The organism is Pseudomonas sp. 22526 (genome assembly GCF_052044735.1).
Classification (GTDB): Bacteria; Pseudomonadota; Gammaproteobacteria; order Pseudomonadales; family Pseudomonadaceae; genus Aquipseudomonas; species Aquipseudomonas piscium.
Genome location: NZ_JBQENK010000018.1, coordinates 74,689 through 100,756 on the forward strand (window position 1 = coordinate 74,689; position 26,068 = coordinate 100,756).

General features: G+C 64.5%; 26 protein-coding genes. 8 read left to right on the forward strand and 18 right to left on the reverse strand.

Translation table 11 applies throughout. The features are described 5' to 3' along the window. Window positions 1-201: 201 nt before the first annotated feature. Window positions 202-555: a DUF6124 family protein gene (locus ACTJKT_RS24100; RefSeq protein WP_440788831.1), complete on the forward strand. Its 354-nt coding sequence runs from the start codon at window positions 202-204 to the stop codon at window positions 553-555. Between the two features lie 220 nt (window positions 556-775). Here the strand turns inward: ACTJKT_RS24100 and ACTJKT_RS24105 are convergent, their stop codons facing one another. Then, complete coding sequence (locus ACTJKT_RS24105; RefSeq protein WP_038581558.1) at window positions 776-1,081, reverse strand: ribbon-helix-helix domain-containing protein; 306 nt, start codon at window positions 1,079-1,081, stop codon at window positions 776-778. Between the two features lie 71 nt (window positions 1,082-1,152). Beyond that, the gene (locus ACTJKT_RS24110; protein WP_009047437.1) at window positions 1,153-1,734 is read right to left on the reverse strand and encodes a DJ-1/PfpI family protein; all 582 of its coding nucleotides are present in this window, start codon (window positions 1,732-1,734) and stop codon (window positions 1,153-1,155) included. Window positions 1,735-2,085: 351 nt separating this feature from the next. On the opposite strand from ACTJKT_RS24110, the gene ACTJKT_RS24115 reads away from it, so the two are divergent. Next, window positions 2,086-2,979 (forward strand): DMT family transporter, encoded by an 894-nt coding sequence (locus ACTJKT_RS24115; RefSeq protein ID WP_124310513.1) that lies wholly within the window; start codon window positions 2,086-2,088, stop codon window positions 2,977-2,979. 132 nt (window positions 2,980-3,111) lie between these two features. On the opposite strand, the gene ACTJKT_RS24120 is transcribed toward ACTJKT_RS24115, so the two are convergent. The 4 genes from ACTJKT_RS24120 to ACTJKT_RS24135 form a co-directional block, all read right to left on the reverse strand. Beyond that, window positions 3,112-4,329 carry a class I SAM-dependent methyltransferase gene (locus ACTJKT_RS24120; RefSeq protein ID WP_440788832.1) on the reverse strand — a complete coding sequence of 406 codons (1,218 nt, stop codon included), beginning with the start codon at window positions 4,327-4,329 and terminating at the stop codon, window positions 3,112-3,114. 238 nt (window positions 4,330-4,567) lie between these two features. Next, a complete protein-coding gene (locus ACTJKT_RS24125; protein WP_025806785.1) occupies window positions 4,568-5,185 on the reverse strand; it encodes a TPM domain-containing protein in 618 nt (205 codons plus the stop codon). Between the two features lie 29 nt (window positions 5,186-5,214). Next, on the reverse strand, window positions 5,215-5,979 hold the full coding sequence (locus ACTJKT_RS24130) for a TPM domain-containing protein (RefSeq protein WP_440788833.1): 765 nt from the start codon (window positions 5,977-5,979) through the stop codon (window positions 5,215-5,217). A gap of 73 nt (window positions 5,980-6,052) precedes the next feature. Continuing rightward, on the reverse strand, window positions 6,053-6,661 hold the full coding sequence (locus ACTJKT_RS24135) for a LemA family protein (RefSeq protein WP_440788834.1): 609 nt from the start codon (window positions 6,659-6,661) through the stop codon (window positions 6,053-6,055). Window positions 6,662-6,913: 252 nt separating this feature from the next. Here ACTJKT_RS24135 and bglX point away from each other — a divergent pair, with 252 nt between their 5' ends. Beyond that, a complete protein-coding gene (gene bglX / locus ACTJKT_RS24140) occupies window positions 6,914-9,235 on the forward strand; it encodes a beta-glucosidase BglX (protein WP_440788835.1) in 2,322 nt (773 codons plus the stop codon). A 323-nt stretch (window positions 9,236-9,558) separates the two neighbouring features. Here bglX and ACTJKT_RS24145 read toward each other — a convergent pair whose 3' ends face one another. The 9 genes from ACTJKT_RS24145 to ACTJKT_RS24185 form a co-directional block, all read right to left on the reverse strand. Then, window positions 9,559-10,716, reverse strand: a complete 1,158-nt coding sequence (locus ACTJKT_RS24145) for a phospholipase D-like domain-containing protein (RefSeq protein WP_440788836.1) — start codon at window positions 10,714-10,716, stop codon at window positions 9,559-9,561. Window position 10,717: 1 nt separating this feature from the next. Then, the gene (locus tag ACTJKT_RS24150; protein WP_124304605.1) at window positions 10,718-11,308 is read right to left on the reverse strand and encodes a YceI family protein; all 591 of its coding nucleotides are present in this window, start codon (window positions 11,306-11,308) and stop codon (window positions 10,718-10,720) included. Between the two features lie 230 nt (window positions 11,309-11,538). Next, window positions 11,539-12,309, reverse strand: coding sequence for an IclR family transcriptional regulator (locus tag ACTJKT_RS24155; RefSeq protein WP_440788837.1), 771 nt, complete (start codon window positions 12,307-12,309; stop codon window positions 11,539-11,541). An 86-nt stretch (window positions 12,310-12,395) separates the two neighbouring features. Further along, window positions 12,396-13,853: an amidase gene (locus ACTJKT_RS24160; protein WP_440788838.1), complete on the reverse strand. Its 1,458-nt coding sequence runs from the start codon at window positions 13,851-13,853 to the stop codon at window positions 12,396-12,398. After that, window positions 13,853-15,163: a citrate-proton symporter gene (locus tag ACTJKT_RS24165; protein ID WP_440788839.1), complete on the reverse strand. Its 1,311-nt coding sequence runs from the start codon at window positions 15,161-15,163 to the stop codon at window positions 13,853-13,855. The genes ACTJKT_RS24160 and ACTJKT_RS24165 overlap by 1 nt, the downstream gene beginning before the upstream one ends. A 104-nt stretch (window positions 15,164-15,267) precedes the next feature. Continuing rightward, window positions 15,268-16,443 carry a M20 aminoacylase family protein gene (locus ACTJKT_RS24170; RefSeq protein WP_440788840.1) on the reverse strand — a complete coding sequence of 392 codons (1,176 nt, stop codon included), beginning with the start codon at window positions 16,441-16,443 and terminating at the stop codon, window positions 15,268-15,270. Window positions 16,444-16,655: 212 nt separating this feature from the next. Continuing rightward, window positions 16,656-16,985: an amidase gene (locus tag ACTJKT_RS24175; protein ID WP_440788841.1), complete on the reverse strand. Its 330-nt coding sequence runs from the start codon at window positions 16,983-16,985 to the stop codon at window positions 16,656-16,658. Then, a complete protein-coding gene (locus tag ACTJKT_RS24180; RefSeq protein WP_440788842.1) occupies window positions 16,982-18,079 on the reverse strand; it encodes a serine hydrolase domain-containing protein in 1,098 nt (365 codons plus the stop codon). The genes ACTJKT_RS24175 and ACTJKT_RS24180 overlap by 4 nt, the downstream gene beginning before the upstream one ends. A gap of 116 nt (window positions 18,080-18,195) precedes the next feature. After that, a complete protein-coding gene (locus tag ACTJKT_RS24185) occupies window positions 18,196-19,071 on the reverse strand; it encodes an acyl-CoA dehydrogenase (protein ID WP_440788843.1) in 876 nt (291 codons plus the stop codon). 140 nt (window positions 19,072-19,211) lie between these two features. Here ACTJKT_RS24185 and olsB point away from each other — a divergent pair, with 140 nt between their 5' ends. Then, window positions 19,212-19,967: an L-ornithine N(alpha)-acyltransferase gene (gene olsB / locus ACTJKT_RS24190; RefSeq protein ID WP_007926556.1), complete on the forward strand. Its 756-nt coding sequence runs from the start codon at window positions 19,212-19,214 to the stop codon at window positions 19,965-19,967. Then, complete coding sequence (locus ACTJKT_RS24195) at window positions 19,967-20,761, forward strand: lysophospholipid acyltransferase family protein (protein ID WP_440788844.1); 795 nt, start codon at window positions 19,967-19,969, stop codon at window positions 20,759-20,761. The genes olsB and ACTJKT_RS24195 overlap by 1 nt, the downstream gene beginning before the upstream one ends. An 87-nt stretch (window positions 20,762-20,848) precedes the next feature. Here the strand turns inward: ACTJKT_RS24195 and ACTJKT_RS24200 are convergent, their stop codons facing one another. After that, a complete protein-coding gene (locus tag ACTJKT_RS24200) occupies window positions 20,849-21,430 on the reverse strand; it encodes an ACP phosphodiesterase (RefSeq protein WP_440788845.1) in 582 nt (193 codons plus the stop codon). 153 nt (window positions 21,431-21,583) lie between these two features. On the opposite strand from ACTJKT_RS24200, the gene ACTJKT_RS24205 reads away from it, so the two are divergent. Genes ACTJKT_RS24205 through ACTJKT_RS24215 form a run of 3 tightly spaced genes read left to right on the forward strand, consistent with a single transcriptional unit; the run spans window position 21,584 to window position 24,158 of the window. Then, window positions 21,584-21,898: an ArsR/SmtB family transcription factor gene (locus ACTJKT_RS24205; RefSeq protein ID WP_169915185.1), complete on the forward strand. Its 315-nt coding sequence runs from the start codon at window positions 21,584-21,586 to the stop codon at window positions 21,896-21,898. A gap of 15 nt (window positions 21,899-21,913) precedes the next feature. Continuing rightward, complete coding sequence (locus ACTJKT_RS24210) at window positions 21,914-23,080, forward strand: MFS transporter (RefSeq protein WP_440788846.1); 1,167 nt, start codon at window positions 21,914-21,916, stop codon at window positions 23,078-23,080. 28 nt (window positions 23,081-23,108) lie between these two features. After that, a complete protein-coding gene (locus tag ACTJKT_RS24215; protein ID WP_440788847.1) occupies window positions 23,109-24,158 on the forward strand; it encodes an alkene reductase in 1,050 nt (349 codons plus the stop codon). A 166-nt stretch (window positions 24,159-24,324) separates the two neighbouring features. Here ACTJKT_RS24215 and ACTJKT_RS24220 read toward each other — a convergent pair whose 3' ends face one another. Both ACTJKT_RS24220 and emhR read right to left on the reverse strand, forming a co-directional pair. Beyond that, window positions 24,325-25,212 carry a DMT family transporter gene (locus ACTJKT_RS24220; RefSeq protein ID WP_081362489.1) on the reverse strand — a complete coding sequence of 296 codons (888 nt, stop codon included), beginning with the start codon at window positions 25,210-25,212 and terminating at the stop codon, window positions 24,325-24,327. A 162-nt stretch (window positions 25,213-25,374) separates the two neighbouring features. Further along, window positions 25,375-26,007, reverse strand: coding sequence for an efflux system transcriptional repressor EmhR (gene emhR / locus ACTJKT_RS24225; RefSeq protein ID WP_025806766.1), 633 nt, complete (start codon window positions 26,005-26,007; stop codon window positions 25,375-25,377). Window positions 26,008-26,068 lie beyond the last annotated feature (61 nt).

Consider the following 26,068-nt stretch of genomic DNA (forward strand, 5'->3'; position numbering starts at 1 on the left):
TCTGGTCCTGAGTAAGCATGAGCGCTCGTAAGCAGGCGTCGACGTATTTTCGTCGACGGCGCCTTTTATGGCGGTTGTGCGCGGGACACCTTCGGGTGTGCCGGGTTACTCAGTCCCGGTCTTCCACACCTTCGCACAACTGCCACCCCTCATGTGGAAGTGAGCTTGGCAGTCCTAGGAACTACTGAGTGAGTGACACACATGAAAAAGCTCGTCCCCGATCCGCCCCTGCAATCCCCTCGCAAGCTACGCGACCCGGAACTGGATCGCGCCAACGCCAGCCTGATCGCCACCCTGCAAGCCACTCGCCGCCGCCCCTTTGGCCTGCGCGATGGCCAGCACAACTCGCTGTTCGCCGTGCAACCCGGCGTCAATGCCGAAGACGCGCTGATGCACGTTTCCCTGCTGCTCAAATGCGCCGAGGAGGTTTCCGATGAAATCACCGAACGCGCCAGCGGCATCGAGCGTGGGCTGATCTGGTCCATGGTGCATTCGGTGGAAATGGCCCGGGCGGTGGTGGATGCCCTGCTCGATGGCACGCGCCCCGCCGACTGACCCAACTGACCTGGCTGACCCAACTAACCCAACTAACCCAACTGACCCGGCTGACCCGATGTAGCCGCTGCCGAGCCCTGGCGAGGCTGCGATCGACCGCGCAGCGGGCGCTAAGCCAGACAACACCACACACCAGGCCCACCGCGTCGCCAGGTTTTGCGGGGCTGCGCCCCGATCGCAGCCTCGCTGGGGCTCGGCAGCGGCTACAGGGATGGTGTGGTTATTTGGTGGCGCTGCGCACCACGCTGAGTTCCGGAGTGGTGCTGCGGCGTTGGCTCAGGTAGCGGGTGCAGCTGACCCGCAGGAAGGAGGCGAAATTCACCACTTCGCCGCGGTAGTCCATGACCTCTTCGTAGAGCTTGGCGATCAGCTGGTTGGTGGTCATGCCATCGACCTCGGCGATTTCGCTGAGGATGTCCCAGAACTGGTTCTCCAGGCGCAGGGTGGTGACCACCCCGCAGATGCGCAGCGAGCGGGAGCGGGACTCGTAGAGGATCGGGTCGGCTTTGACGTAGAGCTCGCACATGGGGGGCGTTCTCCCTGTTAAAGGTAAGGCGCTGCTTCCTGACAGCAAAGCAGCGCCGGTGAGTCATCCGCTTACAGCGTGATTTTGGTGCCCAGCAAACCGAGGAAACCGGCCAGCCAGCTGGGGTGCGCCGGCCAGGCCGGGGCGGTCGCCAGATTGCCTTGAACGTGGCTGTCCGTCACCGGGATATCGATGTAGGTACCGCCGGCCAGGCGCACTTCCGGGGCACAGGCCGGGTAGGCGCTGCACTCGCGGCCTTCGAGAATGCCCGCCGCGGCCAGCAGTTGCGCGCCGTGGCAGACCGCGGCAATCGGCTTGCCGGCCTTATCGAAGGCTTGCACCAGTTGCAGGACTTTTTCGTTCAACCGCAGGTATTCCGGAGCCCGCCCGCCAGGGATCAGCAGCGCGTCGTAATCAGCGGCCTCGACCTTGGCGAAGTCGAAGTTCAGGGCGAACTGATGGCCTGGTTTTTCGCTGTAGGTCTGGTCGCCTTCGAAGTCGTGGATCGCGGTGCGCACGGTCTGGCCGGCCTTTTTGTCCGGGCACACCGCATGCACGGTGTGGCCGACCATCAGCAGCGCCTGGAACGGCACCATCACTTCGTAGTCCTCGACGTAATCGCCGACCAGCATAAGGATTTTTTTCGCGGCCATGGAGATGACTCCTCTTCAAGGGGAAACGGGAGTGTTCAAGGTAGTCCTTATCTGCGGGGCCGGGTAATAACCCGGTACTACGCCCCATCCCGGAAACGCCTAAATACCCCGCCCCCGTAGGAGCGGCCGGTCGACGCTCGATTGCCCGCGATAAAGGCGACACAGATTGCCTGATACACCGCGTCATCGTTCATCGCGAGCAAGCTGCGCTCCTACAGAAAAGCATGCCCTCCACCGCCCCGTGGGAGCCGAACTGTACGGACAACTCTGCGTACAGCTGTAACAGGGGGCTGCGGCGGGTTTATGGCTAGATAACGCATCTGCCCTTCCCTATAAAAAACGGTTGTCATCATGTCTTCCCGCGAAAACACCGGCATGGCCCTGGGCCTGCTCGGCGTGGTTATTTTCAGCCTGACCCTGCCCTTCACCCGCATCGTGGTGCAGGAACTGCATCCGCTGCTCAACGGCCTGGGACGGGCGCTGTTCGCGGCGATCCCGGCGGCGCTGCTGTTGCTCTGGCGCCGGGAAAAGTGGCCGACCTGGCATCAGATCAAGGGCCTGAGCCTGGTGATCGCCGGGGTGATCCTGGGGTTTCCGGTGCTGTCGGCCTGGGCCATGCAGACCCTGCCGGCATCCCACGGTGCGCTGGTCAACGGCCTGCAACCCTTGTGCGTGGCGCTGTACGCGGCGTGGCTGTCCCATGAGCGGCCGTCGAAAGCCTTCTGGGGCTGTGCCGCGCTGGGCAGCGCCCTGGTCCTGGGCTACGCGCTGATCAGCGGCGCCGGCAGCATCCAGGCCGGCGATTTGCTGATGCTCGGGGCGATTGCGGTCGGCGGCCTGGGTTATGCCGAAGGTGGCCGATTAGCCAGGGAGATGGGTGGCTGGCAGGTGATCTGCTGGGCGCTGGTGCTGTCGACGCCGCTGTTGATCGGTCCGGTCTGGTATCTGGCGGCGCAGCATCAAGGGGCGGTTTCGGCGAAGACCTGGTGGGCCTTCGGCTACGTGGCGCTGTTCTCGCAGTTCATCGGCTTTTTTGCCTGGTACGCCGGGCTGGCCATGGGTGGCATCGCCCGGGTCAGCCAGATCCAACTGCTGCAGATCTTCTTCACCATCGCCTTCTCGGCGCTGTTCTTCGGCGAGCAGGTGGAACCGGTCACCTGGCTGTTCGCCGTCGGCGTGATCCTCACCGTGATGCTCGGGCGCAAGACCGCTGTGCGCCAAGCAGCCCCAGCCCGCGCCCTGTAGCCGCTGCCGCAGGCTGCGATCGACGGCGCAGCCGGCGCAAGGGAGGTATCCCGGGCCCCGTCAGATATACCGCGTCGCCTGGTTTTGCGGCCCCTGCGGTGCCGAGCGCAGCCTGCGGCAGCGGCTACAGGATCAGCTCAGGTAGCCGTCGGCCCGCAGCAAGGTTTCCAGGCAGTGCTCGCTGATGTGATAGAAGGCCTTCAAATCGCCGATCTTCGCCAGCAGTTGGCTCGGGTCCTGGGGCTCGGCGCGTTTGACCGCGAGGATCATCTTGTTCTTGTTGGTGTGTTCCAGGGAGATGAACTCGAAGACCTTGGTCTCGTAGCCGCAGGCTTCGAGGAACAGCGCGCGCAGGCTGTCGGTGACCATCTCCGCCTGCTGGCCCAGGTGCAGGCCGTATTGCAGCATCGGCTTGAGCAGCGCCGGGCTCTGCATCTGCGGGCGGATCTGCTTGTGGCAGCACGGCGAGCACATGATGATCGACGCGCCGGAACGAATGCCGGTATGGATCGCGTAGTCGGTGGCGATATCGCAGGCATGCAGGGCGATCATCACGTCCAGCTCGCTCGGCGCCACGCTGCGCACGTCGCCGCATTTGAACTCCAGGCCCTGATGGTCCAGGCGCGCCGCCGCGGCGTTGCACAGGGTCACCATGTCTTCCCGAAGTTCGACACCAGTCACCTGCCCTTGCGCCTGCAAGGTGTTGCACAGGTAGTCGTGGATGGCGAAGGTCAGGTAGCCCTTGCCGGAGCCGAAGTCGGCCACCCGCACCGGCTGCTGCAGATCGATCGGCGACGAACTCAGCGCATGGCTGAACACCTCGATGAACTTGTTGATCTGCTTCCACTTGCGCGACATCGCCGGGATCAGCTCGTGCTGCTTGTTGGTCACCCCCAGGTCGGTGAGGAAGGGCCGGCTCAATTCCAGGTAGCGATTCTTCTCGCGGTTGTGCTCGGCGGACGGCACTTCGCGCTGCTGCTGGGCCTTGCCCTTGAACAGCGAGCTTTTGCCCTTCTTGCTGTATTCGAGCTGCACTTCATCGGTGAGCGACAGCAGGTGCGCGTTCTTGAACGAGGCCGGCAGCAGCCCGGCGATCAGCGCCACGCCTTCGCCGAGGGGGAAGTTCTTGGTGATGTCGCGGGTCTTGTAGCGGTAGACGAAGGACAGGCACGGCTGCTCCTTGACCGTCACTTGCTTGATGATGATCCGCTGCAGGTCCGCCTCGGCCCCCACATGCTTGGCCAGCACCAGTTTGATAAAGGCGTTCTGCGCCAGGCTGGTTTCCAGCAGTTCGAGAAACTGGGCGTGATGATCCGGCGCGAGGCTGGCGGGGGTTGCGGTTGCAGACATGGAAAAAGGCGCCTCGGGCGGTGCGGGTGTGAATCGGGGAATGGCGGGTATTTTAGGGGGGATGGCCCGCCGGGGCACGGAGTTATTTACCCGGCGGCGCAGAATTCCAAGAGATTGGGCTTCCTGTAGCCGCTGCCGAAGGCTGCGCAAGGTCCGCAGGACCTCCAGCGATCTTGCGGACGCCACGGCCTTTCGGCCGATCGCAGCCTGCGGCAGCGGCTACAGGAGCGGGGGGAAATCAGGCGAGGACCACCAGGCGGTTGGGCAGTTCGTTGCGCACGTGGGTCACCGGCACATGCACCTTGAGCAGTTCGCCGCAGGCCTCGATGCAGTTGATAAAGCCTTGCAGGGTCTGCCCCTGCTTCACCTGCTGGGTGAAGGCCTGGACGATGGCGTCCCAGGTCTTGTCGTCGAGGCGCTTGGAAATGCCCTCGTCCACCAGGATCTCCACATAGCGCTCGGCTTCGCAGACGAAGATCAGCATCCCGGTGCTGCCGACGGTGTGGTGCAGGTTCTGTTCGAGAAACTGGCGGCGGGCCAGGTTCGAGGCGCGCCAGTGGCGTACCGAGCGTGGAATCAGGCGAGTGGTGATCCGTGGAATGCGGAACACCAGGCAGAGCAGGATAAAGGTCGCCCACTGCACCAGCAGCAACAGGTGCATGCTCATCCAGCCGGTGGCGTAATGCACCACGCCCGGCACGATCAGCGCCAGCAGGCTGGCCCAGAGCAAGGGGATATAGGCGTAGTCGTCGGCGCGGGCGGCCAGCACGGTGACCAGCTCGGCATCGGTCTGCTGTTCGACCCGGGCGATCGCCTCGGCGACCTGCCGTTGTTCGTACTCACTCAGTAGTGCCATGTCTTCCCATACTCATTAATTATTTTTAGTCACCAGCCGCCCGACGATCCGCCGCCGCCAAAGCTACCACCGCCCCCACTGAAGCCCCCGCCGCCTCCGCCGCCAAAGCCTCCGCCACCAAAACCGCCCCCGCCAAAGCCCCCGGAGCCGCCACGCCCGCCGCCACCGCAGGGCAGGATGCCAAGCAACTGGCAGACGAAGATCGTCACGATAAACAGCAGCACCAAAAACACCAGGGCACCGGGATGCCGATCGAAAAACTCACCGCCGCGCTCGCCGCCACCCTCATAGGCGGCGCTCGGCTCGTCCAGCGGGTTGCCACCCAGCACCAGCAGCATGGCCGACACGCCGTCGCTGATGCCCTTGCTGAAATTGCCGGTCTTGAAGGCCGGGGTGATCACCTGGTTGATGATCACCGAACTTTGCGCGTCGGTCAGGCGGTCTTCCAGGCCGTAACCGACTTCGATGCGCAGCTTGCGATCATCGCGGGCGACGATCAACAAGGCGCCGTTGTTCTTGTCCTTCTGGCCGATGCCCCAGTAGCGCCCCAGTTGATAGCCGAAGTCCTCGATGCTGGTGCCTTGCAGGTCCGGCAGAGTCACGACCACCACCTGCTCGCCGGTGGACTGCTCGTGGGAGGCCAGCTCCTGGGTCAACTGCTGGCGCACCGCCGGCTCGATCATCTGGGCGTTGTCCACCACCCGCCCGCTCAGCGCCGGGAACTTCAGCTCGGCCTGGGCCGTTATCGCAAACACCCAGAGCAACAGCACCAGGCCAACTCTCAACACGCGCATTGGAACCTCATCCATGGTAACGCCGGGTCGGATCCCGCGGCCGCTCGCGCGATCCGCGGGCAGCCGCTGCTGATCAGAACTTCACTTCTGGCGCTTTGTCGGCGTCGGGGCTGGTGGCCTCGAAGGTCTCGCGCACCGGCAGGTCGCTGTACATCAGGCTGTGCCACAGGCGGCCGGGGAAGGTACGGATCTCGGTGTTGTACTTCTGCACCGCGAGGATGAAATCGCGACGGGCCACGGCGATGCGGTTCTCGGTGCCTTCGAGCTGCGACTGCAGGGCCAGGAAGTTCTGGTTGGCCTTGAGGTCCGGATAACGCTCGGACACCACCATCAGCCGGCTCAGGGCGCCGGTCAGCTGGTCCTGGGCCTGCTGGAACTGCTTGAGTCTTTCCGGGTTGTCCAGGGTGCTGGCGTCGACCTGGATCGAGGTGGCCTTGGCCCGCGCCTCGATCACCGCGGTCAGGGTCTCCTGCTCATGTTTGGCGTAGCCCTTGACCGTTTCCACCAGGTTAGGGATCAGGTCGGCGCGCCGCTGGTACTGGTTCTGTACCTGGCCCCAGGCCGCCTTGGCCTGTTCGTCGAGGGTCGGGATGTTGTTGATCCCGCAGCCGCTGAGCAGGCTGCTGAGCAGCAGCAATGCCATCACGGGCCAGCTTGAGCGCAGGCTCTGTCGTACGTTCATGGTGGTGACGCTCCTTGCAACCTAGGGGATGGAACCTGTAACCCTTTGAATCGAGTGCATCGACATAATCTGCCGCCACCACTGGATTGCATCGGGCCAATCGGCTAAAAGATGCCCAGCGCGAAAAAGAGTTCAGAAGTGTGCTGCATTTATCCGAACAACAATAGTCGTTCCTTATTAGCCGCTCTCCCCATTTTCGGCCGCTCGACGCGTACTGATCGCGTCTGTTTTAGGCCCTAGAGAACAATATTCATGAAGAAGCTGTGTTTGCTGGGTTTGCTGGTCAGCCTGGCCAGTCACCCTGCCCTGGCCGCCGCCACACCGGTATCGGCCCAGGAAAAACCCTTTTCCGATGCGGTCCTGCAGAACAAGGACGCCTTCATCGACAACCTGCTCAAGCAGATGACCCTCGATGAAAAGATCGGCCAACTGCGCCTGATCAGCATCGGTCCGGAAATGCCCCGCGAGATGATCCGCAAGGAAATCGCCGCCGGCCGCATCGGCGGTACCTTCAACTCCATCTCCCGCCCGGAAAACCGGCCGATGCAGGACGCGGCCATGCGCAGCCGGCTGAAGATCCCGATGTTCTTCGCCTATGACGTGATCCACGGCCACCGCACGATTTTCCCGATCCCCCTGGCCCTGGCGTCGAGCTGGGACATGGACGCCATCGGCCGCTCCGGGCGCGTCGCCGCCCAGGAAGCCAGCGCCGACAGCCTGGACATCACCTTCGCGCCGATGGTCGACATCTCCCGCGACCCGCGCTGGGGCCGCACCTCCGAAGGTTTCGGCGAAGACACCTACCTGGTCTCGCGCATCGCCAAGGTGATGGTCAAGGCCTACCAGGGCGACAGCCCGAAGAACGCCGACAGCATCATGGCCAGCGTCAAGCACTTCGCCCTGTACGGCGCGGTGGAAGGCGGTCGCGACTACAACGTCGTCGACATGAGCCCGGTGAAGATGTACCAGGACTACCTGCCGCCCTACCGCGCCGCGATCGACGCCGGTGCCGGCGGGGTGATGGTGGCGTTGAACTCGATCAACGGCGTGCCGGCCACCTCCAACACCTGGCTGATGAACGACCTGCTGCGCAAGGAGTGGGGCTTCAAGGGCCTGGCGGTGAGCGACCACGGTGCCATCGTCGAGCTGATGCGCCACGGCGTCGCCAAGGACGGCCGCGAAGCCGCCAAGCTGGCGATCAAGGCCGGCATCGACATGAGCATGAACGACTCGCTGTACGCCAAGGAACTGCCGGGGCTGATCAAGTCCGGCGACGTCAGCCAGCGCGACCTGGACAACGCCGTGCGCGAAGTGCTGGCCGCCAAGTACGACATGGGCCTGTTCGCCAACCCCTACCTGCGCATCGGCAAGGCCGAGGAAGACCCGGCCGACACCAACGCCGAAAGCCGCCTGCACCGCAGCGATGCCCGCGATGTGGCGCGCCGCAGCCTGGTGCTGCTGAAGAACGCCAACGACACCCTGCCGCTGAAAAAGGCCGGCAAGATCGCCCTGGTCGGCCCGCTGGCCAAGGCGCCGATCGACATGATGGGCAGTTGGGCCGCCGCCGGCGTGCCGGCGCAGTCGGTCACCCTGTTCGACGGCATGAGCCGTGCCCTGGGCGATAAAGCACAACTGATCTACGCCCGTGGCTCGAACATCACCGCCGACAAGGCAGTGGTCGACTACCTGAACTTCCTCAACTTCGATGCCCCGGAAGTGGTGGACGATCCACGCCCGGCCCAGCAGTTGATCGACGAAGCGGTGAAGGCCGCGCAGCAGGCTGATGTAGTGGTGGCCGCGGTGGGCGAATCGCGAGGCATGTCCCACGAATCCTCAAGCCGTACCGACCTGCACATCCCGGCCAGCCAGCGCGAGCTGATCAAGGCCCTCAAGGCCACCGGCAAGCCGCTGGTGCTGGTGTTGATGAACGGCCGTCCGCTGGCGCTGCTCGACGAGAACGAACAGGCCGACGCGATCCTGGAAACCTGGTTCAGCGGTACCGAAGGCGGCAATGCCATCGCCGACGTGCTGTTCGGCGACTACAACCCGTCCGGCAAGCTGCCGATCACCTTCCCCCGTTCGGTGGGGCAGATCCCGACCTACTACAACCACCTGACCATTGGCCGGCCGTTCACTCCGGGCAAACCAGGCAACTACACCTCGCAGTACTTCGACGACATCACCGGTCCCCTGTTTCCGTTCGGTTATGGCCTGAGCTACACCAGCTTCAGCCTGTCGGACATGGCCCTGTCGTCGACCACCCTGAACAAGAGCGGCAAGCTCGAGGCCAGCGTGACCCTGAAAAACACCGGCAAGCGCGATGGCGAAACCGTGGTGCAGCTGTATATCCAGGACGTCGCCGGCTCCATGATCCGCCCGATCAAGGAACTCAAGGACTTCCAGAAAGTGCAGCTCAAGGCCGGCGAGCAGAAGGTGATCCGCTTCAGCATCAGCGAAGACGACCTGAAGTTCTACAACGCCCAGCTCAAGTACGCCGCGGAACCGGGCGAATTCAAGGTCGAGATCGGCCTGGACTCCCGGGACGTCAAGCAACAGAGCTTCGAACTGCTGTAACCCTCCCCCTCAACCTCGCTCCTGCCCATGTAGGAGCGAGGCTTGCCCGCGATAGCGATTCCCTTGACCCACCGCGCTGCCCGCATCGCCAGCAAGCTTGGCTCCTACAAAAGCACAAGCCGCGCCAGGCCTCGCGATAGCGATTTCCCTGACACCTCCCATCGCGAGCAAGCTCGCTCCTACAGAAAAGCGCCGCTGTTCATACCGATCATGTAGGAGCGAGGCTTGCCCGCGATAGCGATTCTCCTGACCCACCGCGTTGCCCATATCGCCAGCAAGCTTGGCTCCTACAGAAGCGGAAGCTGCTTCGGGACAAGACAGGTTCAGTCGCGGCGATTGAGCAGGTTCACCACCAGCCGGTCCACCCAGCCCCAGATCCGCTGCTTGATCCGCCGCCACAGCGGGCGCTTCTTCCAGGCTTCGAGGCTGACTTCCTGGCTCTGCTCGAAGTCGGCGAGGAAGCTCGCGGTCACCGCCTCGGTCAGCGGCAGGTCGAGGGCTTCGAGGTTGGCCTCAAGGTTGAAACGCAGGTTCCAGTGATCGAAGTTGCATGAGCCGATGCTCACCCAATCGTCGATCAGCACCATCTTCAGGTGCAGGAACCGTGGCTGGTATTCGAAGATCTTCACCCCGGCCCGCAGCAGGCGCGGGTAATAACGATGCCCGGCATAACGCACCGACGGGTGATCGGTGCGCGGCCCGGTCAGCAGCAGGCGCACATCCACCCCGCGTCCCGCCGCGCGGCGCAGGGAGCGCCGGACCTTCCAGGTCGGCAGGAAATACGGGGTCGCCAGCCAGATCCGCCGTTGCCCGCTGTTCAGTGCGCGCACCAGCGATTGCAGAATGTCCCGGTGTTGCCGGGCGTCGGCATAGGCCACCCGGCCCATGCCTTCACCCTGGGCCGGCACCCGCGGCAGGCGTGGCAGACCGAAGTTCGACGCCGGCTTCCAGGCGGTGCGATAGCGGTTGGCGATCCACTGCCGATCGAACAGCATCTGCCAGTCGAGCACCAGCGGGCCGCTGATTTCCACCATGACCTCATGCCAGTCGCAGCTGTCCTGCAGCGGGTTCCAGAATTCATCGGTCACCCCGGTGCCGCCGACCACCGCCAGTTCCTGATCCACCAGCAGCAACTTGCGATGATCGCGATACAGGTTGCGCAGCCCGCGGTGCCAGCTCAGGCGATTGTAGAAACGCAGTTCGACCCCGGCGCCCATCAGGCGCTGACGCAGGCCCAGGGTGAAGGCCAGGCTGCCGTAGTCATCGAACAGACAACGCACCCGCACCCCGCGCTCGGCGGCCTGGGTCAGGGCCTGGACCATGGCCTCGGCGCAGGCGCCCGCCTCCACCAGGTACAGCTCCAGTTCCACCTGCTCACGGGCACGGGCAATCGCCACCAGCATCCGCGGGAAAAAACTCGGACCGTCGATCAGCAACTCGAAGCGATTGCCTTCACGCCAGGGAAAGACCGCGCCCGCCATATCAGCGCGCCGTGAAGATCAGCACCGCACCCACCGGCACCGACAGACTGATCGCCGACAGACCGGCCGCCTTGCGCAGGGTTTCGAGCCCCGGCACCAGGTCGAAATCGGCGGCGTTGAGCACCAGCGGCTCCAGGGTCACTACCTGGAAGCGACGGTCGTCCAGGCGCGTGGCCAGGAGTTCGGCGGTGTATTCGTGCTGCTTGCCGTGCAGGGTGACGTTGACCGGCAGACGCAGTTCGATCTGCGCGCCGGGCGCCAGGTCGTTGATCGGCCGCAGGTTGATCTGCGCGTTGATCAGGGCATCGGGATGCCGGTCGATCTCGAACAGCTCCTTGCGCATGCGCTCGTCACGCAGCGGAATCCCGCTGTTGATCGAGTCCAGCTCGACTTCCAGCTGCGCCATGCCCTTGGCGTCGACCTTGCCGTGCAGGACCAGGAAGCGCTGGACTTCGGAGACATTGGCATTCTTGGTGGTGACGAAAGACAGGCGCGAGGACTCGTTGTCCAGGTACCAGTTGGCCTGGGCCGGCCAGGCCGCGCAGGCCAGCAGCAAAGCGGCCAGGGCTTTGGGGAAAGAGGCGTTGAACATGGAAGACTCATGGGGTCGAGAAATCTGAGCCGAACCTTAACCGGCCCGCGTGCGCTTGCAAACAGCGACAGGGCCCTGAACGGCGAATACTCGGAGTGCATAAAGACGAAAAAGATCCCTGTAGCCGCTGCCGCAGGCTGCGATGGGCCTGGCGGCATTCCAACGCAGCGGGCCCAAACAGGGCAACCGGTGTTCCAGATACGCCGCAATGCCAAGCCGAGCGGCTGAGTCTAGATCAAGCTGCGCTCGACACCCTGGACAGTCGCCTCAAGGCTGGCCAAGTGCAAGCTCAGCACCCGCTCCACCGGTGCCTGGTCCATCGGCCAGTGCAGGGCCATGCTGCCCACCAGCCGGCCCTGGTCGCGAATCGGCAAGGCCACGGCGCGGATCAGGAACGGCAGCCGCACCGGGTACTCCCAATAACCCTCGGTGCGCTGGCCGAAACCCTGATGCTGGGATTGCTCGCAGGCGCGGTACTGGTCCTCCTGGGGCACCTGCTCGCGGACCGCCAGGCGCTGGACCTGCTCGTGATCCAGCTCGGCCAGGCACGCCTTGCCCATCGCCGAATGGAACAGGCTCGAATAATGGCCGACGATCTGGCAGTTATGTGGGTAACGCTTGCGCAGCACCGCCGGGATCGAGCTTTCCATGACCTCCAGGCGCTCGCCGTCGAAACACGACAGGTCGACCACCAACCCGGTGCGCTCGCTCAACGCCTGCAACCAGGGCGCGGCGCGCTCCACCAGCTGCCGTTTGAAGCGTTGCTGCTGGTCGCCGAACAGCCGCCTGGCGCACAGCCGATAGCGTCGGTCGCTCAGGCCGCGATAGATCCAGCCCTGCTCCTGCAATGTCAGGAGCATGCGCGACACCGTAGCCTTGGGTAGCGCCGTCAGGTAGTGCAGTTCTTCCAGGCCCAGGGCCTGGTGCTGGCTCAGCAGTTCGACGATCGCCAACGCCCGTTCGACCGAACGCACACTGCCGGTTTCTACCTTGCTGGCCATATGCCGACCTCCCTGATAAGCGGATGGATGAGCGTTTTACGCAGCAAGATGCGGGCCCGATAAACCCGCACACCCCGGTTCGAGGGTTACAACGGATGACCAGGCGGCCGGCGCCTGACCCACTGCGTCAGCTGTTCATGAGCATAGCCAAGCTGCAACACCGCCCGGTCGGCCTGGGCCGGACCGATGATCTGCATGCCCATGGGCAAGCCCGCCGGGTTGAAGCCGACCGGCACGCTGAGGCTCGGCAGGCCGGCCAGGGTCGGGCCTATCACCACCTCCATCCAGCGATGGTAGGTGTCCATCTCCCGCCCTCCGACAAAGCGTGGCCACGGCACCCCTGCATCGAAAGGGAACACCTGGGCGCTGGGCAACAGCAGGAAATCGTAACGTTCGAACAGGCGCTCCAGGGCCCGGTACCAGTCGCTGCGAATCTGCGAGGCACGGTAGACATCCGCCGCGCTCAGGCCCAGCCCGCCCTCGACCTCCCACTGCGCCTCGGGTTTGAGCAGATGGCGCTTCTGCGGGTCGGCATACAGCGGCCCCAGGTTGCCCTGGACCAGCCAATGCCGGTGCACCAGCCAGCACTGCCACAGCGCGGCCATGGAAAATTCCGGCTGGCAGGCCTCGACCTCGCAGCCCAGTTGGCGAAAGTCCCCCAGCGCCGACTCGCACAGCGCCAGCACGCCATCGTCCATCGCCAGGTAGCCATCGAAGTCCCCCAGCCAGCCCAAACGCGCGCCGCGAAAATCCCGCTGCAAGGGCTCGTTGAAGATCGCCGGATCCTCCTTGAGCGACAAGGGTACCCGCGAGTCGTACCCGGCCTGGGTGGCCAGCAGGCGGGCGATATCGGCCACGCTGCGGCCCATCGGCCCTTCAGTGGCCAGTTGCTGGACGAACAGCTCCGGTGCCGGGCCGTGGGGTACCCGGCCCTGGGACGGGCGCAGGCCAAAGACATTGTTGAAGGCCGCCGGGTTGCGCAACGACCCCATCATGTCGCTGCCATCGGCCACCGGCAGCATGCGCAGCGCCAGGGCCACCGCCGCCCCGCCACTGCTGCCGCCGGCATTCAGCCTCGGGTCATAGGCGTTGCCGGTGGTGCCGAACACCTTGTTGTAGGTCTGCGAGCCCAGGCCGAACTCCGGCACGTTGCTCTTGCCGACGATGATCGCCCCGCTGGCCCGGACCCGCTCCACGCAGATGGCGTCGTGGGCCGGTATCTGTTCGGCGAACAGCGGCGAGCCCAGGGTGGTACGCAGCCCGGCGGTGGCCGCCAGGTCCTTGATCGCCTGGGGCATGCCGTGCATCCAGCCCAGGGATTGGCCCCGGTCCAGCTGGCGATCACGCTCCTCGGCCTCGGCCAGCAATACCTGGCGCTCGCGCAGGGACACCAGGGCATTGACCCGGGGGTTGCAGCGCTCGATCCGGTCCAGGTAGGCCGACATCACTTCGCGACAGGAAAACCTGCGGGCGTGGATCGCCCGGGACAGTTCGACGGCGCCCAGCTCAACGATGGGGCCAAAGTCTTGTGCTGCGATATCCATCAAGGTTTCACCCCGAAATTCAGTTCACTCGGTTTCTTCTCCCTGGGTGCCTCATGCAGGCAATAAGTGCCCAGCAGCGTCAGCACGCAGGCAAACAATACATAAAACGCCGGGGCCACCGGGGTGCCCAGCACCTTGCTGAGCCAGGTCACGATCAGCGGGGCAAAGCCGCCGAAGACCATGACCGCCACGTTGTAGGCCACCGATACTCCGGTGGAGCGCACCTGCACCGGGAACTGTTCGGCCAGCGCTGTCGGTGCCGGGCCGAAGAAACCGCCGATGGCGCTGCACAGCAGCACCTGCATCACCAGCAGCCGCTCGATCGAGGGCGCCGCGGCCACCCAGACGTACAGCGGGTACACCATGACAAAAAACGCCAGGGTGAAGGCCAGCAACACCGGACGCCGCCCCAGCCGGTCCGACAGGGCGCCGGACAACGGAATCACCACCGTCATCAGCGCCACCGCGAACATCTGCACCAGCAACACCTGGTCCAGCGGCAAGCCGAGGTTCTTGTGGGCGAAGGTCGGCATGTTCACCAGCACCACGTAGAAGGACACCGTCGCGCCACAGGCCAGGCCCATGGACACCAGGATGCTGCGCCGGTGCTCGCGTAGCACCTGCATCAGGCCCGGGCCGTTGCCGCGCACCTGCTTGCGGGCCTCGACGAAGGCTTCCGGCTCTTCCATGTATTTGCGGATCCACAGGCCCACCGGACCAATCAGCAAGCCGATGACGAACGGCAGGCGCCAGCCCCACAGATCGAGGTTCTCGGGCGAGAACAGATGGGTGACCAACGCCACCATCGCCGCCCCGGAGAACACCGCCAGGCATTGCCCGACCAGTTGCCAGGAGCCGTACAGACCCTTGCGGTGCGCCGGCGCGCTTTCCACCAGGAAGGCCGTGGCGCTGGCGTATTCGCCACCAGTGGCGAAGCCCTGCAGCATCCGCGCGACGACGATCATCAGCGGCGCGCCCATGCCGATGGCCGCGTAGTTGGGGGCAAAGGCGATCAGGGCGATGGAGACCGTCATCAGGCGGATGATCAGTTGCATGGCGGCCTTGCGGCCTTTGCGGTCCGAATACATGCCCAGCAGGACGCCGCCCACCGGGCGCATGAAAAAGCCCACGCCGAAGGTGGCCAGGGCCATCAACAGCGAGGCGTACTCGTCGTCGGAGGGGAAAAACTGTCGGGCGATGATGCTGGCCAGAAAGCCGTAGACGATGAAGTCGTACCACTCCAAGGCGTTGCCGATCACGGCGGCGACCACTTGCCGGGTACGCGAAACACTGGATCTCGGGGTATGCATGAGCGCTGTCCTTCTATTCTTGTCTGGCCTCTCGGGTAACGAGTCGAGCCTTTATGGGAAGTGCCGGGCGNGCGCCCGATTCAGCGGCAGAAGAAAGGGAAAACTCAGGCCGGCTCGAGCCAGCTCTCGGCCAGCGCGGCCCAATAGGCGGCGCCGGTCAGCAGGATGTCGTCGTTGAAGTCGTAGCCGGGGTTGTGGACCATCGGCCGGGACAGGCCGTTGCCGATGAACAGGTAGCTGCCGGGGCAACGCTGCAGCATCCAGGCGAAGTCTTCGCTGCCCATTAGCTTGCGGGTGTTGCCGTCGACCGCCTGCTCGCCCAGCAGCGCCACCCCGACCTGACGGGCAAATTCGGTCTGCTCCGGGCTGTTGACCAGCACCGGATAGGCCGGGCGATGTTCGATGCTGGCCGAGCAACCGAAGCTCTGGGCCTGGGTGTGAATGATCGCCTTGACCCGTTCGAGCATCTGCTCGCGCACCGGCGCGTTCAGCGCCCGCAGGCTCAGGCGCAGCAGCGCCTGTTGCGGAATGACGTTGGCTGCCTCGCCGGCCTGCAGCGCACCGACCGTCACCACCGCCGCCTCCTGGGCATCGATGTTGCGCGCCACCACGGTCTGCAAAGCCATCACCACACTGGCCGCAGCCACCAGCGGATCGACCGTCAGGTGCGGCATCGAACCGTGCCCGCCCACGCCTTCGAGGGTCACGGTGAGCAGGTCCTGGGAGGCCATCATCGGCCCTTCGCGAAAGCCCAGGTGACCGGCCGGCAGCCCCGGCATGTTGTGCATGCCGAACAGCGCATCGCAGGGGAAACGCTCCAGCAGGCCGTCGGCGAGCATCGCTTCGGCGCCGCCCTGGCCTTCTTCGGCCGGCTGGAAAATCAGGGTCAGGGTGCCGTCGAACTGGCGTGTGGCCGCCAGGTAGCGCGCCGCGCCAAGGAGCATGGCGGTGTGGCCGTCGTGCCCGCAGGCATGCATGCACCCGCTGTGGCGGCTGCTGTAGGCCACGCCGCTGTTCTCGATGATCGGCAAGGCGTCCATATCAGCGCGCAGGCCGAGCCTGCGGAGGCTGCTACCGTTGCGCAGCACACCGACCACGCCGGTCTTGCCGATACCGCTATGCACTTCGTAGCCCCACTCCTGCAGGGAACGGGCGACCAGCGCCGAGGTGCGGTTCTCCTCGAAGCCGAGTTCGGGATGGGCGTGGATGTCCTGGCGCACGGCGCGCAGGTCGCTGGCGACGTCGTCGAGCCAGGCAAAGATATGCGGGAATCGGGTCATGACGTATCTCCTTGGCCGGGTGTAATCCCGTTCTTTTTTTCGGAGCGTCTCACGGTGCAACAAGGCGTGATCGCGGCGTGCCCTCAGATAACCGCGAGCCGTCGCCTGCGACAATCGAATGTGGTTCCACAGGGTGGAACCTTGTGCGGGAAGCCAGTAAACATGGGGCTGACAGCCCCGGGAAAGGATTACCGATCGTTGCGTGGCGCCGTTCAGGGCTCCAGTCGACAGCCCTGGCGCTCACTCAGCCAGACAGCGCTGTGGCTGCGCCCCAGGCCGCTGGCGCTGACCCGCTTGTGCTCGGCATCGTCCTGCAGGCTTTTGAGCGGCAGGTACTGCTGCACATAAGCTTCGCAGTACTCGGCCTCGTTGTGCATCACGTAGCGGCAGGAGCAGTACTCCTTGGCGCTGTAGGCGCTGAGGATGTCCGGGAAGGCCCGCAGGGCGACCCGCTCGCTCCAGCCCCAGCCGAACAGGGCCAGCAGCGCCAGCAACAGCAGGCTGGCGAAGGGATGGCGCACGACCCACGGACGCCGGCTCATGGCTGCACCAGCGGGGCGAAGGCCGCCTGGGCCAGTTTGAGCAACTGGTTGTGGCTATAGCTGCCGTCGCGGTCGTCGGCATAACGTACGATCACCAGCCCGGCGCTGGGGATCACGTACAACGCCTGCCCCCAATGGCCCAGCGCCGCGAAGGTATCGGCCGGCGCATCCGGCCAGGGCGATGGGGCGCCGTCGACGGCGCGATTGAGCCACCAGTGGCCGCCGGGCACCAGCTCGTCCTGGTTCGCCTGATAACCGGCGAACGGCGTGCGACTGAATTCGACCCAGTCCTTGGGCAACAGCTGGCGCTCGCCCCAGCGCCCATCGCGCAGCATCAACAGGCCAACCCGTGCCAGGTCCCGTGCGGTGAGGTAGGCATAGGACGAACCGACGAAGGTGCCGCTGGCGTCGCTTTCCCACACGGCGTGGCTAATGCCCAGGGGCTCGAACAGCGCCTGCCAGGGATAGTCGGCATAACGCTGGGCTCCCAGCATGCCTTTCAGGGCCGCCGACAGCAGATTGGTGTCGCCGCTGGAATAACGAAACACCTGCCCCGGCGCGCTGAAGGCCGGGTGCTCGGCGGTAAAGGTCGCCATATCGCCGTGGCCACGGGTGTAGAGCATGGCCACCACCGAGGATTTGAGTGGCGCGTACTCGTAGTCCTCCTGCCAATCCAGGCCCGAGGCCCAGTGCAGCAGGTCGGCCAGGCTGATCTGCGGATGCTGTTGCAACGCTGGAAGGAAGCGGGCGGCCTTGTCCTGCAACTGGAAACGCCCTTCGCCATAGGCCACGCCCAGCACCGCGGCCAACAGGCTTTTGCTGACGGACCAGGTCAGGTGCGGGGTATCGGCGCTGGTCGGGCCGGCATAACGCTCATAGATCAACTGGCCGTCGCGGATCACCAGCAAGGCATCGCTACGGATACCCAGGCGGGTCGCGTCGTTGCGGGGGGCGAAGGCGTAGGCCTCCAGCGCCTCGAGGGCCGGGCCGCTGGCTGCGGGGCCCTTGCTCCATTGCGCGCCGGGCCAGTTCTCGGCCCAGGCCGGTGGGAGCGTGAATAGCAGCGCGAGCAGCAGGGTCGAGCCTTTGAGCATGGCGGGAACTCGGGCAAGGGAACCCGCTGAGGGTAGACCAGGGAGATGACAGTTTTTTGCCACCCGCGGCCCTTTGGGCCTATCGCGNCGCGATGGGCCCCGCAGCGGCCCCTCCTTTATAAGGCCAGCGCCTTGGCCAGGCGTTTGCTCCGCGCCCCCGCCGCCAGGTCCAGCACCGCCCGATCGCGTTTCCACAATTCGGCCCACTGCGCCGGGCCATCGGCAAAGGCCTGCTCGATGGCCGGCTTGAGCCCGTCGAACTGGGCGAACAGCCCGCCCAGCAACACATGCCCGCTGCCCAGCGACGGGTTCTGCCGGCTGACTTCCGCGCAACCGGCGAGCAAGGCCAGCAATTGCAGGAGCAGGGTCTGCGGCCAGTCGTTGTCCTGGCCGACGCCATACAGCCAGGCCGTCATGGCGCTGAGCACATAGATGTCTTCCAGGGTGCGGAAGGGTTTGACGTAGGCATCCCAGCCGTCGCCCGCCAGCAGTTCGCACAGGGCGTTATCCAGTTGCAGGCGGCCGTGGCTGATGTCCGGCATCAGCGGGATCGCCGGCAGCTTGTCGACCTTGACCCCGGGCTCGCCGGCGTAGACCACCGCCAGGCTCAGGCGCGGCGATTCGCCTTGCGCTTCGCAGCGGGCGGCGATCAGCAGCCAGTCGGCGGCATCGCCGGCGGTGACGAAGTCCTTGCGCCCGCTCAGGTGCAGGTCCTGCAGCCGGGTCTGCATGTCGGCCGGGCGCAGGCTGCGCTGCTCGGTGGCGCACAGGGCGCCCAGGCTCAGCGGCGCACTAGGCCAAAGCATGCGCAAGGCCGCCTGGTAGCCCACCAGGAAGGCCAGCCCCGGGGTGGCCATCAAGCGCCCGCCGCGCACCGCCAGCTCGAAGGGCGTCACCGGCCCCAATTCCTGTAACAACGCGGCATAACCTTCGGCCAGGTCCGGGTGGGCGGGCAGTCGGCGACGGCTGTGCAGCAGGGCTTGCCAGGGCATAAGCGGGTCCTCAGGGGCTGTCATATAAGCATCACCAAAGCTTCATGGCGATGACACCGGGGCTACATAGCCTGACTTTGCACAACAAAGTCGATCGGCTGCAACCCAAGGCGGGTCAGTGGCCCGCACGGAGATTCACAATGACTCAGATCGCCCGCATCAGCGACACCGGCAATGAACGCCGCCTGCAAGCCGAGCGCCTGGTTGGCGCCGCGGCCCTGCAAGAAGCCCAGGCCCTGCGCTTCAACGTCTTCAGCGGCGAGTTCAACGCCAAACTGAAAGGCGCGGAGCTGGGTCTGGACATGGATGACTATGATGTCCACTGCAGCCACATCGGCGTGCGTGACTTGAACAGCGGCCGCCTGGTCGCCACCACCCGCCTGCTCGACCACCAGGCCGCCAGCAGCCTGGGGCGTTTCTACAGCGAAGAAGAATTCAGCCTGCACGGCCTGGTCCAGCTCAAGGGGCCGATCCTGGAGATCGGCCGCACCTGCGTCGACCCGGCCTACCGCAACGGCGGCACCATCGCCGTGCTCTGGGGCGAGTTGGCCGAAGTGCTCAACCAGGGCGGCTACAGCTACCTGATGGGCTGCGCCAGCATCCCGATGCAGGACGGCGGCGTGCAGGCCCACGCGATCATGCAGCGCCTGCGCGAACGCTACCTGTGCACCGAACACCTGCGCGCCGAACCGAAGAACCCGCTGCCGAACCTCGACATTCCGTCCAACGTCATCGCCGAGATGCCGCCGCTGCTCAAGGCCTACATGCGCCTGGGCGCGAAGATCTGCGGCGAGCCGTGCTGGGACCAGGACTTCCAGGTGGCCGACGTGTTCATCCTGCTCAAGCGCGATGAGCTGTGCCCGCGCTACGCCCGCCACTTCAAGGCGGCCGTGTGATGCGCCGGCTACGGGTCTACGGGCGCATCGCCCGCGTGCTGCTGGTGGTGGCGCTGGGCCTGAGCATGGCCTGCGTGTTCGGCGTGTTCGAGCGCCTGGGCATCGCCAATTCCATGGTCCGGCGCCAGCGCTGGTCGCGCTTTTTCATGGCGCGCCTGAGCAACGCCCTGCCCTTCGGTGTGACGGTGCACGGCGAGTTGCCGAAACAGCCGATGCTCTGGGTCAGCAATCATGTGTCCTGGACCGATATCCCATTGCTCGGCGCGCTGACGCCGCTGTCGTTCCTGTCCAAGGCCGAGGTGCGCACCTGGCCGGTCGCCGGCTGGCTGGCCGCCAAGGCTGGCAGCCTGTTTATCCGCCGTGGTTCGGGCGACAGCCAGTTGATCCGCAAACAGATGACCCGCCATCTGCAGCAGACCCACCCGCTGCTGATGTTCCCCGAAGGCACCACCACCGACGGTCGCAGCCTGCGCACCTTCCACGGTCGCCTGCTGGCCAGCGCCATCGAGGCCGACGTGGCCTTGCAGCCGGTGGCCATTCGTTACCTGCGCGATGGCGATATCGATCCGCTGGCGCCCTTCGTTGGCGACGACGACCTGCTGTCGCACCTGATGCGTTTGTTCGCCAACGACCAGGGCCGGGTGGAAATCCATCTGCTCAAGCCGATTGCCTGCCAGGGCCAGGAGCGCGCTGCGTTGGCGTTCCAGGCGCAACAGGCGGTGCAGAAGGTCCTGTTTGGCGATATCGCCCAGCCAGCCGAACCACAGCGTGCCGGCGACCTGATCGCTGCCTGAACCCTGTACCTGTAGGAGCGAGCTTGCTCGCGATGAGGCCCTTGAGTACGGCTCAAGACTCAAGTTCTTTCGCGAGCAAGCTCGCTCCTACACGGGATGCATGTGTTGCGCGGCGAACGCCTGCAACTGCGGGTAGAACACCCGGAAGTCCTCGCTCAACGGCTGATACAGCCGCTCCAGCTCGCCCATCGCCGCCGCCAGTTCTTCCGGGCGTGACAGGCGCCGGGCAATCCCCCGCAACACCTGCTCCAGCACCTCGAACTCGCGGTAGGAACCCAGCCAGTCATGGGCGGCCATATGCGGCGCGATCTGCGCCAGGCGCCCAGGCAACCGGGGTTCGGCCGCCAGCACCCGGTACACGTCCGAGGTGAACAGTTCCAAAGGACGATCGGCATACAGCACCCAGTCCCGGGCCAGGCAGTGGTCGAAAAACACGTCCAGCACGATGCCCGCGTAACGCCGGCGGGTCAGGGAAAAACGCGACAGCGACTCACCCACCAGCGGATGGCGGTCGGTAAAGATATCGATGCTGCGATGCAGCTGGATGGCCGCCTCGATTTCCGGATCGAACTGGCCCTGCAGGCGCCCTTTGACGAAGTCGCCATACAAACTGCCGAGTAATTGACCGGGGCGCTGGCCGCCGAGGTGCAGATGTGCGAGATAATTCATTCGCGCAGCTTAACACCGCGCCTCACATATCGTTATAACCCGATATACCGATTAACACTGATCTCAGATCAAAATCATATTGGTATATCGCGAAATAGCGATTTAAAGTTCGCCTCATCGCGATATAACGTTTTACGGAAAACGAGCACCGCCATGTCCATCGACCTCGACGAAATAATAAAAGCCCTGGCGCACCCAGTACGACGAGACATCCTTATCTGGCTCAAGGACCCGAAGGTCCAGTTCCCCGATCAGACCCACAACCACGAGTACGGCATCTGCGCCGGACAGATCGACCAACGCTGCGGCCTGTCGCAGTCGACCGTTTCCGCGCACCTGGCGACCTTGCAGCGGGCGGGCCTGATCAGCAGCCAGAAAGCCGGCCAATGGCACTTTTTCAAACGCAACGAGGATGTGATCCAAGCCTTCCTCGAAGCGCTCACCCAAGAACTCAGCGGCAGACGCTGACACAAGGACCCGACAATGCCCCTCTCGCTCCTCATCCTGGCCTTGAGCGCCTTCGCCATCGGCACCACCGAGTTCGTCATCATGGGCCTGCTGCCCGATGTGGCGAACGACCTGGGTGTGTCGATCCCCGGCGCCGGCTGGCTGGTGACCGGCTACGCCCTGGGCGTGGCCATCGGCGCGCCCTTCATGGCCCTGGCTACCGCCAGGCTGCCGCGCAAGGCCGCCCTGGTAGCGCTGATGGGGATTTTCATCGTCGGCAACCTGCTGTGTGCGCTGGCCAGTGACTACGACGTGCTGATGTTCGCCCGTGTAGTCACCGCCCTGTGCCATGGCGCCTTCTTTGGTATAGGTTCGGTGGTCGCGGCAGGCCTGGTGCCCGCCAACAAGCGTGCCTCCGCCGTGGCCCTGATGTTCACCGGCCTGACCCTGGCCAACGTGCTCGGCGTACCGCTGGGCACCGCCCTGGGCCAACAGGCCGGCTGGCGTTCGACCTTCTGGGCAGTGACTGTGATCGGCGTGATTGCCCTGATCGGCCTGATCCGCTTCCTGCCGGCCAAGCGCGACGAAGAGAAGCTCGACATGCGCTCGGAACTGGTCGCCCTCAAGGGTGCCGGAATCTGGCTGTCGCTGAGCATGACCGCGCTGTTCTCCGCCTCGGTGTTCACCCTGTTCACCTATGTCGCCCCGCTGCTGGGCGAGGTGACCGGCGTCTCGCCCCAGGGCGTGACCTGGACCCTGGTGCTGATCGGCCTGGGCCTGACCCTGGGCAACATCATTGGCGGCAAGATGGCCGACAAAAGCCTGTCGGGAACCCTGGTCGGCGTGCTGATCGCCATGGCCGTGACCAGCTCCGTGCTGACCTGGACCAGCGTCGCGTTGATCCCCACCGAAGTCACCCTGTTCCTCTGGGCCACCGCCTGCTTCGCCGCAGTGCCAGCCCTGCAGGTCAACGTGGTGACCTTCGGCAAGGCCGCGCCGAACCTGGTGTCCACGCTGAACATCGGCGCCTTCAACATCGGCAACGCCCTGGGCGCCTGGGTCGGGGGCAGCGTCATCGCCCACGGCTACGGCCTGGTCAACGTGCCGCTGGCCGCCGCCGCGCTGGCGGTCCTGGCCCTGCTGGTGACGCTGATTACCTTTCGTCAGGGCGGCAATGCCGAACTGGCTCCTGCGACCAACTGATAGGTTCATCTAAAGAAGGGTGTATTTCATGACGACTATTTTCGATCCGATCAAACTCGGCGACCTCGAGCTGGCCAACCGCATCATCATGGCGCCGCTGACCCGCTGCCGCGCCGACGAAGGCCGGGTACCGAACGCGCTGATGGCCGAGTACTACGTGCAACGCGCCTCCGCCGGCCTGATCCTCAGCGAGGCCACCTCGGTGACCCCGCTGGGCGTGGGCTACCCGGACACCCCGGGCATCTGGTCCAACGACCAGGTGCGTGGCTGGAGCAACGTGACCAAGGCCGTTCACGGCGCGGGCGGTAAGATCTTCCTGCAACTGTGGCACGTGGGCCGGATTTCCCACCCGAGCTACCTGAACGGCGAAGCGCCGGTCGCGCCAAGCGCCATCCAGCCCAAGGGCCACGTCAGCCTGGTACGCCCGCTGGCCGACTTCCCGACCCCGCGTGCCCTGGAAACCGCTGAGATCGCCGATATCGTCGACGCCTACCGCGTCGGCGCCGAGAACGCCAAGGCCGCCGGCTTCGACGGCGTGGAAATCCATGGCGCCAACGGCTACCTGCTGGACCAGTTCCTGCAAAGCTCCACCAACCAGCGCACCGACCAATACGGCGGCTCCCTGGAAAACCGTGCACGGCTGATGCTGGAAGTGACTGACGCAGCGATCGAGGTCTGGGGCGCTGGCCGCGTGGGCGTGCACTTGTCGCCCCGTGCCGACCTGCACGACATGGGTGATGAGGACCTCTCGGAAACCTTCACCTACCTCGCTCGCGAGCTGGGCAAACGCGGTATCGCCTTTATCTGCTCCCGCGAGAAAGAAGGCGCCGACAGCCTCGGCCCACAACTGAAAGAAGCCTTCGGCGGCCCCTACATCGCCAACGAACGTTTCACCAAGGACAGCGCCAACGCCTGGCTGGCCAGCGGCAAGGCCGATGCCGTGGCCTTCGGTGTACCCTTCATCGCCAACCCGGACCTGCCGGCCCGCCTGAAGGCCGATGCGCCGCTGAACGACGCGCGCCCCGAGCTGTTCTACGCCAAGGGCCCGGTCGGCTATATCGACTACCCGACGCTGTAAGGCGCTGCAATTAAAAAGCCCCGGACTCGCAAGAGCCGGGGCTTTTTCATGCGCGTTCACTTGTAGGAGCGAAGCTTGCTCGCGATAGACCCANAGCTTCAGGCACACCGCGTTATCCTTGACCAGCATCGCGAGCAAGCTTCGCTCCTACAAAGGCGGGGCGCGATCAGCCGCGTTTGCGCTGGCCCCAGGCCACGGCCAGGCCGCTGAGGCAGATTACCGCGATCCCGACTATGGCGAAGCTGTCCGGGGTGTGATCGAAAATCAGGTAGCCGTACATGCCGGCGAACAGGATCTGCCCGTAGCTGAACGGCGCCAGCATCGCCGGCGCGGCATGGCGGAAAGCCTGGGTCAGCAACAGGTGGCCGAGCATGCCGCAGGTGCCGAGGCCGATCATGAACAGAGCGTGCCACAGGGTCGGCGTACTCCAGAAAAACGGCAATGCCGCGCTCATGATCAGGCTGTTGAGAATCCCGGTAAGGAAGTTGCTGGTGGTGGGGCTGTCGACACCGCTGAGCTTGCGGGTAAGCAATTGGTAGAAACCGAAACACAAGGCCGAGCACAACGGCAGCAGGATCGCCGGGGTGAACAAGGCGCCGCCCGGACGAATCACGATCAAGACCCCGACAAAACCGGCCAGCACCGCCAGCCACTGGCCGCGGGTCACCCGTTCGCCCAGCAGCGGCACGGACAGCGCGGTGACCAGCAAGGGCGCGAGAAAGTTGACCGCGGTGGCCTCGGCCAGGGGGATATAACGCAGGCCGGTGGTGAAAAACAGGCTGGTGCCGATCAGGCACAAGGCGCGCAACAGTTGCAGGCCTGGCCGCTTGGTACGGACCACGGCGGAAAAACCGCTGCGCGGCACGAACACCACCAGCATCAACAGCGTGTGCACCACATACCGGGCCCAGACCACCATGACGATGGGGTAGAACCCGGACAGGTATTTGGACAGGGTGTCATGACTGGCAAACAACAAAACCGCCAGGCAAATCAGTGCTATACCTTTTACCGGCTGCTCGGCGCCCTTGTATGCCGCGGTACTCACACTCATTCACATACTCGCAACAATTTCCCTACAAAATACGTAGCTCGCTATCTATCAAGATAAAGTCGGCACGTATATAAAGGCATCCCGGTGAGCCGTGACGAATGAAACATCGCGTTTTATAACGCGCAAACGTTGACATCTGCAGACGTAATTCCGCATTTTGTCTCAATTACGCAGGCTGGGACTCAGGCGCAGCATGTCCAATCCAGTATCGATCCAGCGCTCCGCTTCCTTATGGAGTTCGAAACTGTCCGGCGCCAACAGCCACTGATAAAGAATGCCATCAATATAGGCGTGGATACTGATGGCCGCCCGGGCAGTGTCGAGATTCTCGGGGAGCTGCCCCCGCTTCACGGCATTGCGCAACCCCAGCTCGATATGCACGTTGCAATCCAGGCTGGCCGCGCGACGCTGGCGCCGCAAGTCGCACATTTCATCGGTGAATTCGCACTTGTGAAACAAAATCTCATTAATGCGTCGGGTTTTCGGGTCCAGGGCAATTTGATGAAACAAATGAATCAGCAGCTTGCGCATGCATCCCAGCGGATCGACTTCCTCTTCGCTCTCACTCGCCTTGGCCATTTCATCCAGCGGCTCGCGCAAGGTGTCGAGCATGGCCTGCACCAGATCCGCCTTGTTACTGAAGTGCCAGTAAATAGCTCCACGCGTGACACCGGCCAACGCCGCGATATCGGCCAGGGTGGTACGCGCCACACCGCGCTCGTAGAAGGCTTTTTCGGCCGCCTCGAGTATCTGTTTGCGGGTTTCTTGAGCTTCCTCTTTGGTACGACGGACCATGGCAGTAAACCTCGATCAGGATGCTTCAGCGATGCATGAAGCTCATCTGAATAAATATGGA

What these genes read in the sequence shown, in the direction of transcription:
- olsB (WP_007926556.1), top strand. Translation starts at nt 19,212, where the DNA reads ATGACTCAGATCGCCCGCATCAGCGACACCGGCAATGAACGCCGCCTG.
- ACTJKT_RS24175 (WP_440788841.1), bottom strand. Translation starts at nt 16,985, where the DNA reads ATGAGCCGGCGTCCGTGGGTCGTGCGCCATCCCTTCGCCAGCCTGCTG.
- bglX (WP_440788835.1), top strand. Translation starts at nt 6,914, where the DNA reads ATGAAGAAGCTGTGTTTGCTGGGTTTGCTGGTCAGCCTGGCCAGTCAC.
- ACTJKT_RS24130 (WP_440788833.1), bottom strand. Translation starts at nt 5,979, where the DNA reads ATGCGCGTGTTGAGAGTTGGCCTGGTGCTGTTGCTCTGGGTGTTTGCG.
- ACTJKT_RS24210 (WP_440788846.1), top strand. Translation starts at nt 21,914, where the DNA reads ATGCCCCTCTCGCTCCTCATCCTGGCCTTGAGCGCCTTCGCCATCGGC.
- ACTJKT_RS24110 (WP_009047437.1), bottom strand. Translation starts at nt 1,734, where the DNA reads ATGGCCGCGAAAAAAATCCTTATGCTGGTCGGCGATTACGTCGAGGAC.
- ACTJKT_RS24135 (WP_440788834.1), bottom strand. Translation starts at nt 6,661, where the DNA reads ATGAACGTACGACAGAGCCTGCGCTCAAGCTGGCCCGTGATGGCATTG.
- ACTJKT_RS24145 (WP_440788836.1), bottom strand. Translation starts at nt 10,716, where the DNA reads ATGGCGGGCGCGGTCTTTCCCTGGCGTGAAGGCAATCGCTTCGAGTTG.
- ACTJKT_RS24160 (WP_440788838.1), bottom strand. Translation starts at nt 13,853, where the DNA reads ATGGATATCGCAGCACAAGACTTTGGCCCCATCGTTGAGCTGGGCGCC.
- ACTJKT_RS24205 (WP_169915185.1), top strand. Translation starts at nt 21,584, where the DNA reads ATGTCCATCGACCTCGACGAAATAATAAAAGCCCTGGCGCACCCAGTA.
- ACTJKT_RS24165 (WP_440788839.1), bottom strand. Translation starts at nt 15,163, where the DNA reads ATGCATACCCCGAGATCCAGTGTTTCGCGTACCCGGCAAGTGGTCGCC.
- ACTJKT_RS24200 (WP_440788845.1), bottom strand. Translation starts at nt 21,430, where the DNA reads ATGAATTATCTCGCACATCTGCACCTCGGCGGCCAGCGCCCCGGTCAA.
- ACTJKT_RS24125 (WP_025806785.1), bottom strand. Translation starts at nt 5,185, where the DNA reads ATGGCACTACTGAGTGAGTACGAACAACGGCAGGTCGCCGAGGCGATC.
- ACTJKT_RS24195 (WP_440788844.1), top strand. Translation starts at nt 19,967, where the DNA reads ATGCGCCGGCTACGGGTCTACGGGCGCATCGCCCGCGTGCTGCTGGTG.
- ACTJKT_RS24120 (WP_440788832.1), bottom strand. Translation starts at nt 4,329, where the DNA reads ATGTCTGCAACCGCAACCCCCGCCAGCCTCGCGCCGGATCATCACGCC.
- ACTJKT_RS24215 (WP_440788847.1), top strand. Translation starts at nt 23,109, where the DNA reads ATGACGACTATTTTCGATCCGATCAAACTCGGCGACCTCGAGCTGGCC.
- ACTJKT_RS24180 (WP_440788842.1), bottom strand. Translation starts at nt 18,079, where the DNA reads ATGCTCAAAGGCTCGACCCTGCTGCTCGCGCTGCTATTCACGCTCCCA.
- ACTJKT_RS24185 (WP_440788843.1), bottom strand. Translation starts at nt 19,071, where the DNA reads ATGCCCTGGCAAGCCCTGCTGCACAGCCGTCGCCGACTGCCCGCCCAC.
- ACTJKT_RS24220 (WP_081362489.1), bottom strand. Translation starts at nt 25,212, where the DNA reads ATGAGTGTGAGTACCGCGGCATACAAGGGCGCCGAGCAGCCGGTAAAA.
- ACTJKT_RS24115 (WP_124310513.1), top strand. Translation starts at nt 2,086, where the DNA reads ATGTCTTCCCGCGAAAACACCGGCATGGCCCTGGGCCTGCTCGGCGTG.
- emhR (WP_025806766.1), bottom strand. Translation starts at nt 26,007, where the DNA reads ATGGTCCGTCGTACCAAAGAGGAAGCTCAAGAAACCCGCAAACAGATA.
- ACTJKT_RS24150 (WP_124304605.1), bottom strand. Translation starts at nt 11,308, where the DNA reads ATGTTCAACGCCTCTTTCCCCAAAGCCCTGGCCGCTTTGCTGCTGGCC.
- ACTJKT_RS24105 (WP_038581558.1), bottom strand. Translation starts at nt 1,081, where the DNA reads ATGTGCGAGCTCTACGTCAAAGCCGACCCGATCCTCTACGAGTCCCGC.
- ACTJKT_RS24155 (WP_440788837.1), bottom strand. Translation starts at nt 12,309, where the DNA reads ATGGCCAGCAAGGTAGAAACCGGCAGTGTGCGTTCGGTCGAACGGGCG.
- ACTJKT_RS24170 (WP_440788840.1), bottom strand. Translation starts at nt 16,443, where the DNA reads ATGACCCGATTCCCGCATATCTTTGCCTGGCTCGACGACGTCGCCAGC.
- ACTJKT_RS24100 (WP_440788831.1), top strand. Translation starts at nt 202, where the DNA reads ATGAAAAAGCTCGTCCCCGATCCGCCCCTGCAATCCCCTCGCAAGCTA.